This is a genomic window from Nonomuraea rosea (genome assembly GCF_039539705.1).
Taxonomy (GTDB): Bacteria; Actinomycetota; Actinomycetes; order Streptosporangiales; family Streptosporangiaceae; genus Nonomuraea; species Nonomuraea rosea.
In genome coordinates this window covers 1-5,959 of sequence record NZ_BAABDQ010000100.1, presented here as the reverse complement: position 1 = coordinate 5,959, position 5,959 = coordinate 1, and the positions used below count along the sequence as shown (strand labels likewise).

Annotated in this window: 6 protein-coding genes; all 6 read right to left on the bottom strand. The window is 67.8% G+C overall.

Annotation, left to right across the window (positions count from 1 at the left end; all coding sequences use genetic code 11):
• Positions 1–428 precede the first annotated feature (428 nt).
• The 6 genes from ABEA43_RS67390 to ABEA43_RS67365 all read right to left on the bottom strand — a co-directional run bounded on the left by ABEA43_RS67390 (position 429) and on the right by ABEA43_RS67365 (position 5,823).
• Complete coding sequence (locus ABEA43_RS67390; RefSeq protein WP_345581373.1) at positions 429–1,316, bottom strand: hypothetical protein; 888 nt, start codon at positions 1,314–1,316, stop codon at positions 429–431.
• A gap of 71 nt (positions 1,317–1,387) precedes the next feature.
• Positions 1,388–1,552 (bottom strand): hypothetical protein, encoded by a 165-nt coding sequence (locus ABEA43_RS67385; protein WP_345581370.1) that lies wholly within the window; start codon positions 1,550–1,552, stop codon positions 1,388–1,390.
• Entirely contained in the window at positions 1,549–2,460 is a 912-nt protein-coding gene (locus ABEA43_RS67380) for a hypothetical protein (RefSeq protein WP_345581367.1), read from the bottom strand. Before ABEA43_RS67380 ends, ABEA43_RS67385 begins: the two co-directional genes overlap by 4 nt.
• Positions 2,461–2,523: 63 nt before the next feature.
• Entirely contained in the window at positions 2,524–2,910 is a 387-nt protein-coding gene (locus tag ABEA43_RS67375; protein WP_345581364.1) for a response regulator, read from the bottom strand.
• Positions 2,911–2,941: 31 nt separating this feature from the next.
• Complete coding sequence (locus tag ABEA43_RS67370) at positions 2,942–3,625, bottom strand: response regulator (RefSeq protein ID WP_345581361.1); 684 nt, start codon at positions 3,623–3,625, stop codon at positions 2,942–2,944.
• Positions 3,625–5,823 (bottom strand): ATP-binding protein, encoded by a 2,199-nt coding sequence (locus ABEA43_RS67365; RefSeq protein WP_345581358.1) that lies wholly within the window; start codon positions 5,821–5,823, stop codon positions 3,625–3,627. The genes ABEA43_RS67370 and ABEA43_RS67365 overlap by 1 nt, the downstream gene beginning before the upstream one ends.
• Between the last annotated feature and the right edge of the window lie 136 nt (positions 5,824–5,959).

The window sequence follows — 5,959 nt, the reverse complement described above, 5'->3', positions numbered from 1 at the left end:
AAATCTTCGAAGTCGTGTTACTACACTCTCGGGCCTTCGTGACGCCCCGGAGCTCTCTGCAAGCCATCTACCAGCAGATTCTCCCAGCCCAGTCTCCACGTGTGACTACGAACTGCGGAACCCGGGTCAAGCGGCCCAATGCGTTCGTTGTCGACGTTGAGTCCGAGCAGGGTTTGGCGTTGGGCGGTGAGGTCCTGTTGTCGGTGGAGCAGCGGGCGTAGCCGATCAAGGTGGCGGTCACCGTTGGAGTGTCACGTTTAGCACCCCTTCACCGGACAGTTCCGCGAACCACCTATATGAGATGGCGCTGCCGCTGGCCGAGATCTCCCCGATTCGTGATCGGCAGTGTCCGGTGGAGGTTAGCCAGGCGGACCTCAGCGACCGGCACAGGTCCCCTGGCCCGGTTAGGGCTAGAGGACCTGGTGCTCTCAGTAGGCGCAGATCGCCTGAACGAGCATCTCGCCAGACGGCGGGCGGGTCAGGTCGGCGCGTGCGGCGCGGAGATTGTGTGTCGGGTACAGGGACCATAGATATGCTCGCCCGGATCCCCACATCGACCCGCCACCACTCCCGCCGTTGACTCGCGTGTGCAGGACATTGTCGGCGACTTTGAAATCGTCGCACTTGGCGGTCGTTCCCGTGGAGGTAGTGGTGACGACCTGGGGGTTGTAACCATACGGGGTGAGCGCGCATATCGCGTAGGCCGTCAGCTTCCAGTCGGCGGCGTAGCCGTCGGGCCCCTCCTGCGCCGTGACGTCGGCACCGTTGAGGTAACGGCCGGCCCGCGCCATTTGCAGACCCACCATCCCCGGGGCGGGGACGTCTACTCGTGCGCCGACACCCAACGTCACGTTGTTGGGTGAGCAGCTGGCTGACTGCCTGCGGAAGGGCTCCGACGCCCCTGTTGACGTGCTGGTCTTGAGCTCGTATCCCGTAAAGACGCCGGAGCTGGCGCAGACGGCGTAGGCGCGCACCCGCCACTTGCCTCCGTAGCTCTGGTATAGATCCGCCGTGTTCGGCTTGAACTTGAATCGTGGTAGTTGCCGGATTTCCGCGGCACTGGCCACATAGCTGTCGCCACCGCTGGTTGAATGCACAGGCTGCAGTCTTGTCAGCATCACCTGATTGGCGCCGTTGATGACGATGCCTCCACCTCCGACGATGACCATGCCGACCGGGCATTTCGCGGTGGCGGTTTTCGACAACGCGGAGTCGAAAGCCGAGTTGCTGCTCGTCCGCACCCTTTCGGCAAACGCCGCCGCCGGGGATGCACCGACCAACTGGATGCCCATGGTAGTCACTGCGGCCACGATCATGATTCTGATGTACGTTCGCATGTCATATGCCCTTTCGCTGACTGGTTCGCCCGCTTATGTCCTGCCGCAGGTCAGATGTCGTTGCGCATCAGGTTGAACACGATGGTCACGACCAGGCCGATCGCAGCGATCACGGTGGCGGTCCACATGTTCGTCCGACGGCTCTTCTCCGCGTTTTCCTTCCGGCCGACGGCCAGGGCCGCGACGAGCAGGCGGATTGTGGAGAAGTGGTTCATCGAAGAGTCCTTTTGGCGCAGAGCGCCTGGACCCACATGCCCGAGGCGGGATGCCTGGTCATGGTCAGCTTGACGGTGCGCAGGTCGGGGGTCGGGTAGAGGTCGTTGATGTGCACGCTGCCCTGGTCGGTGAACTTCGCTCCGCCGCCCAGCCCGTGCACGAAGGTGCCAGGCGGGCAGGTGATGGTGGTCTGCGTACCGACGGGGGACCAGTGCTGCTTGACTTCGAGGCCGGGGATTGGGGCGTCGGAGACGCAGTTCGCCCAGACCTCGTGCATCCAGGGCCCGGCGTTGGGTCCCGCCTCCTGGCGGGTAGTGCCCTGGACGAGGGTCCGCGATTGAGGCGGCGTCCACATGCGCTGAAGCCCCGCGTGTGACGCAGCCCCGCCCGGCATGTCGTCGTTTGTCCTGGCTCCGGCTCCGACGACCCGCTTGCCGGGGTTGCACGCGACCTCGCCCGCGCGGAAGGGTGGGAGGGTCGATTCCGGCCCCTGGGTCAACTGGGCCGGATGGATATGCTCCTGCGGATATCTCTTGCTGCAGATGGCGAAGGCCCGCAGTTGCCACGGGCCTATGCCGTTCTGCGACGGTGCCTTGGCCTCCACCTGGTATCCGTCCGAGTGCGGCAGGAACTGCGCGCGGACCGGCCACAGGGCCGTCAGCACCGCCCTGCTCCCGCCGAAGATCTCGCGGGTCCGTCCGCCGCCGCTGAGGATCTGCGGATGCGAGGCCGGGCACATCGCCACCGCCGTCTTCCGTGCGACCAGATTGGGCGCCGTCAGCGGCGAGGTCACCAGGATGATGCCTCCGGCAGCCGCTGCCTGTGCGGGTGCCGCCTGCAGGGTCAGGGCGGGTACTCCGGCGGCCAGGAGCGCCGCTGCGAGAATGGCCTTGCGTGAACTGTTCATGATCTAAATCCCCCTTGTTCGCTTATGAGCAGCGTGGGCGGGGGGTGTCCCGGGCGTCAGGAGTCAGGAGTCCCGGCCGTGGCAGGAGCTTTCCAGGGCTTCGCGTACGTGTGCGGCGAGCCTGCGTGGACCGATCGCCCTGCTGATGAGACGGGAGGCGCCCGCCCGGCTCGCCGCGGCGGCGAGAACGGGCTCGTCGTCGCCCGCCATGGCGATGACGACCAGGCGGGGACGGAGCGCGGCCAGGTGGCCGATGAGGCCCTGGGCGCCTATGGCGAGGTCGACCAGCACCAGGTCGAACCGCGTGCGCTCGGCGAGGTCACCAGCCAGCTCGGCGTCGCCGGTCTGCACCACGTCCACCTCCCGCGGGGCATCGCTGCACAGCTCCGTGAGGAGGTCGGCGAGTGCCTGCCGGAACGGCTCATGAGGATCGACGATCAGGATGCGCATGTCTCCAACCTGATCTTCTCTATCCCGGCTGTCATGAGGCAGATGTCCCGGGACGGCCGGGAACTGTCCGTCCGGAGCCGAGCCCTGCTTCGCGCGCCCGCACGATCGCCTCGGCCCTGGTGGCGGCCTGGAGCTTGATCAGGACGTTGGACACGAAGTTGCGTACGGTCTTGTCGGTGATGCCCAGGTGGCGGCTGATGGCCTGGTTGGCCCAGCCGCGCGCGACCAGTTCCAGAACCTCGCGCTCGCGTCCGGTCAGCCCCTCGAACGGCGTCGCCGTTCGCGCCTTGGCGGTGAACAGGTCGACCAGCCGGTGCGCGAGCTGGGGGCCGAAGACCGCGTCGCCGCCGGCCACCGCCTTGAGCGACCGCACGATCTGCGCCGGCGTTGCGCTCTTGAGCACGTATCCGCCCGCTCCCGCCTCAATGGCGTGCAGCACGGAGGAGTCGTCATCGAAGGCGGTGAAGATCAGTATGTGCAGGTGGGGATAGACGGCTTTGACCTGCCGGGTGACTTCGACGCCGGAGATGTCGGGCAGGTTCAGATCCACCAGCATCAGGTCAGGAATGAGCTCTTCCGCCAGCCGTACCCCCTGCGCGCCTGTCTCGGCCGTTCCGACCACCTGCAGTCCTGGCTCATCCTGCAGCAGCTGACTCAGCCCGGCCAGCGTCATCGGGTGGTCTTCCACCAGCACGATCGTGATCGGCTCTTCCATCAGTGCTCCTTGGTCGTGTCCAGGGGCAGGTGCGCCAGCACTTGGGTGCCGCCGTTGGCGGCCGGTCCGATCGTGAGCGTGCCGCCCAACTCCTCGGCCCGCTCGCGCATGGAGACCATGCCGACCCCCTTCCTGATGGGGTACGGCAGGCCGCGTCCGTCGTCGGTGACCTCGATCGCCAGCTCCCCGTCGCGGCGCAGGGTGATCAGGCAGGTGGGCGCGGCTGCGTGCCGCATGACGTTGGCCAGCGCGAGCGCGATGATCCGGTAGGCCGCGACCTCCACTGCCGGGGGCAGTCCCTCCAGGTCGTCGGGTAGCTCCACCGACACCAGGGTGGCGGCGGGCGTGGCGTAGCCGAGCTCGCGCACCGCCGCGCCTAGTCCGAGCTCGTCCAACGCCGGCGGGCGCAGCTCGTAGGCGACGCGCCTGATCTCCTCGACCGACGCCAGCACCTGCCGCGCGAGCTCCTCGAGCTCTTTGTCCGTCTCTCCGGCGCTGCTCCGGCGGCGGGTCAGCTCGATCCGGTACGCGACTGCGGTCAGGTCAGGGCTGAGCCGGTCGTGCAACTCTCGCCGCATTCGCTTACGCTCGTCCTCCCGCGAGGTCACGATCGAGCGCCGCGAGCGCAACAGCTCCTCATGCAGCAACACGGCGCGCGCCGCCGCACCGAGCTGCCCGGCGACGTCGGTGAGCAGCACCAGGTCGGCGGCGGGCAGCGGATCGTCCAGGTCCCGCGCCGAGACGACGAGCCGGCCGATCACCTCGGCCTGATGACGCAGCTCCACCGTGGCCAGCGGCCCGCGCACCCGGCCGACGCTCGCGCCGGTGCCGAATCCGCCCTCCCGCGACAGCTCGATGGCCACGTACGGCAGCCGCAACGCCTCGGCGACAGCGGCCACCAACGCCGGCAGGATCTGAGTCGGCAAATGGGTGACTGCGAGAGTCTGGTTAATGGCCGCCATCACCACGCGCGGATCGTCGCGGTGCCCGTAGACCACGCGCTCCACCAGCCGCCGCAGCCCATCTCGCAGCGGCAGCAGCACCATCGCGACCAGCACGGCGGCGGCCCCCAGCACGGCGGTGTTCGGGCTGGCGATGCCAGCCAGTACGGTTACGCCCGCCACCGCTGCGGCGAAGACGGCGTAGAGTCCTCCCGCCAGCAGCGCATGGGTGATGGCGACGCTGAGCGGTCTGCGGATGGCCAGCAGATGGTAGCGCAGTACGGCGACCGCGCCGCCCACGATCGCCGGGACGCTCACCAGGCCGAGAAACCGCAGCTGGATCAGGTGATCTCCGGTGAGGAGCTCAGGCGCCACCCACACGGCGAGCGCGGTCGCGTAGCTGACGGCGCAGCCGCCCAGCAGCCACCGGCCGCCCGGCAAGGCCGTCGCCCTCAGCAAGGGCCTCCAGCCGAGTATCGGCGCGGCCACCATGCTCAGCAGGCACGCCGCGTAGGAGCCCACATGGATCAGGCCGATGTCGCGCAACCCCCCAGGGCCTGCCACCTGAACGATCGCCGCCCAAGCCAGCACCATCCCGACAGGCAGCACGTACGGCAGCCACCACGGGATCGCCGGTGCACGCCAGGCCAGCCTGAGCAGTGCACCCATGCCGATGGGCCCCATGATGGTGAGCGCGCCGTGCCACAACCAGAACACCGGAGCCCCGGCGGCCACGTCCACCACAGACATCGCGGCCACAGTGACCAGCGTCGCCCCGGTCCCCGCTCCCGCCATCATGATCAGTGGGGCCAGGGCCGCCAGCGTGGGCCGGCGCAGGCGCAGCCACCACACCCCGCCACCCACCACCACGCAGCCCACCACCAATCCCCATATTGTGGTGGTGAGCAGAGCTGGATCAGCTGGCTGCAGCCGGATGGCCCGGATCTCCGGCACGCCTTTGTAACGCACCAGGTTGTCGAGTTCCGCCCCAGGTCGTGCCAGTTCCTTCGGCAAGATCCCTGGGCCGCCCGAGAGGGAGTATCCCTCGATCGCGTACACGGCACCATGCATGCTCTCGCGTGGACCGGGCAGACGGCCCAACCCGTTCTCCAGCATGTCACGCCGCCAATACGTCCAGCCGAATCCGACGTCCATCCGGTCGTCCACCCCGGCTAGCCGCACCACCAGCACAAGCAGCCCGGCCAGGACCAGAAACCCGGCCAGGATGACCGCCGCCAGCCGCTCCCACGACACCATGCCTGCTCTCTAAGAGCCTGCTGACAAAGGCTTAAGTGCTGGTGGGCATGGGGCCGTAGAGAGCCGGTGCGATCTTGTTGATGTAGCCCTGATGGGACCATTGGGACAGTTGAACGCGGAAGCTGTTGACGTTCTC

Coding starts and splice junctions, on each gene's coding strand:
- ABEA43_RS67385 (WP_345581370.1), bottom strand. CDS start 1,552: ATGAACCACTTCTCCACAATCCGCCTGCTCGTCGCGGCCCTGGCCGTC.
- ABEA43_RS67380 (WP_345581367.1), bottom strand. CDS start 2,460: ATGAACAGTTCACGCAAGGCCATTCTCGCAGCGGCGCTCCTGGCCGCC.
- ABEA43_RS67390 (WP_345581373.1), bottom strand. CDS start 1,316: ATGATCGTGGCCGCAGTGACTACCATGGGCATCCAGTTGGTCGGTGCA.
- ABEA43_RS67365 (WP_345581358.1), bottom strand. CDS start 5,823: ATGGTGTCGTGGGAGCGGCTGGCGGCGGTCATCCTGGCCGGGTTTCTG.
- ABEA43_RS67370 (WP_345581361.1), bottom strand. CDS start 3,625: ATGGAAGAGCCGATCACGATCGTGCTGGTGGAAGACCACCCGATGACG.
- ABEA43_RS67375 (WP_345581364.1), bottom strand. CDS start 2,910: ATGCGCATCCTGATCGTCGATCCTCATGAGCCGTTCCGGCAGGCACTC.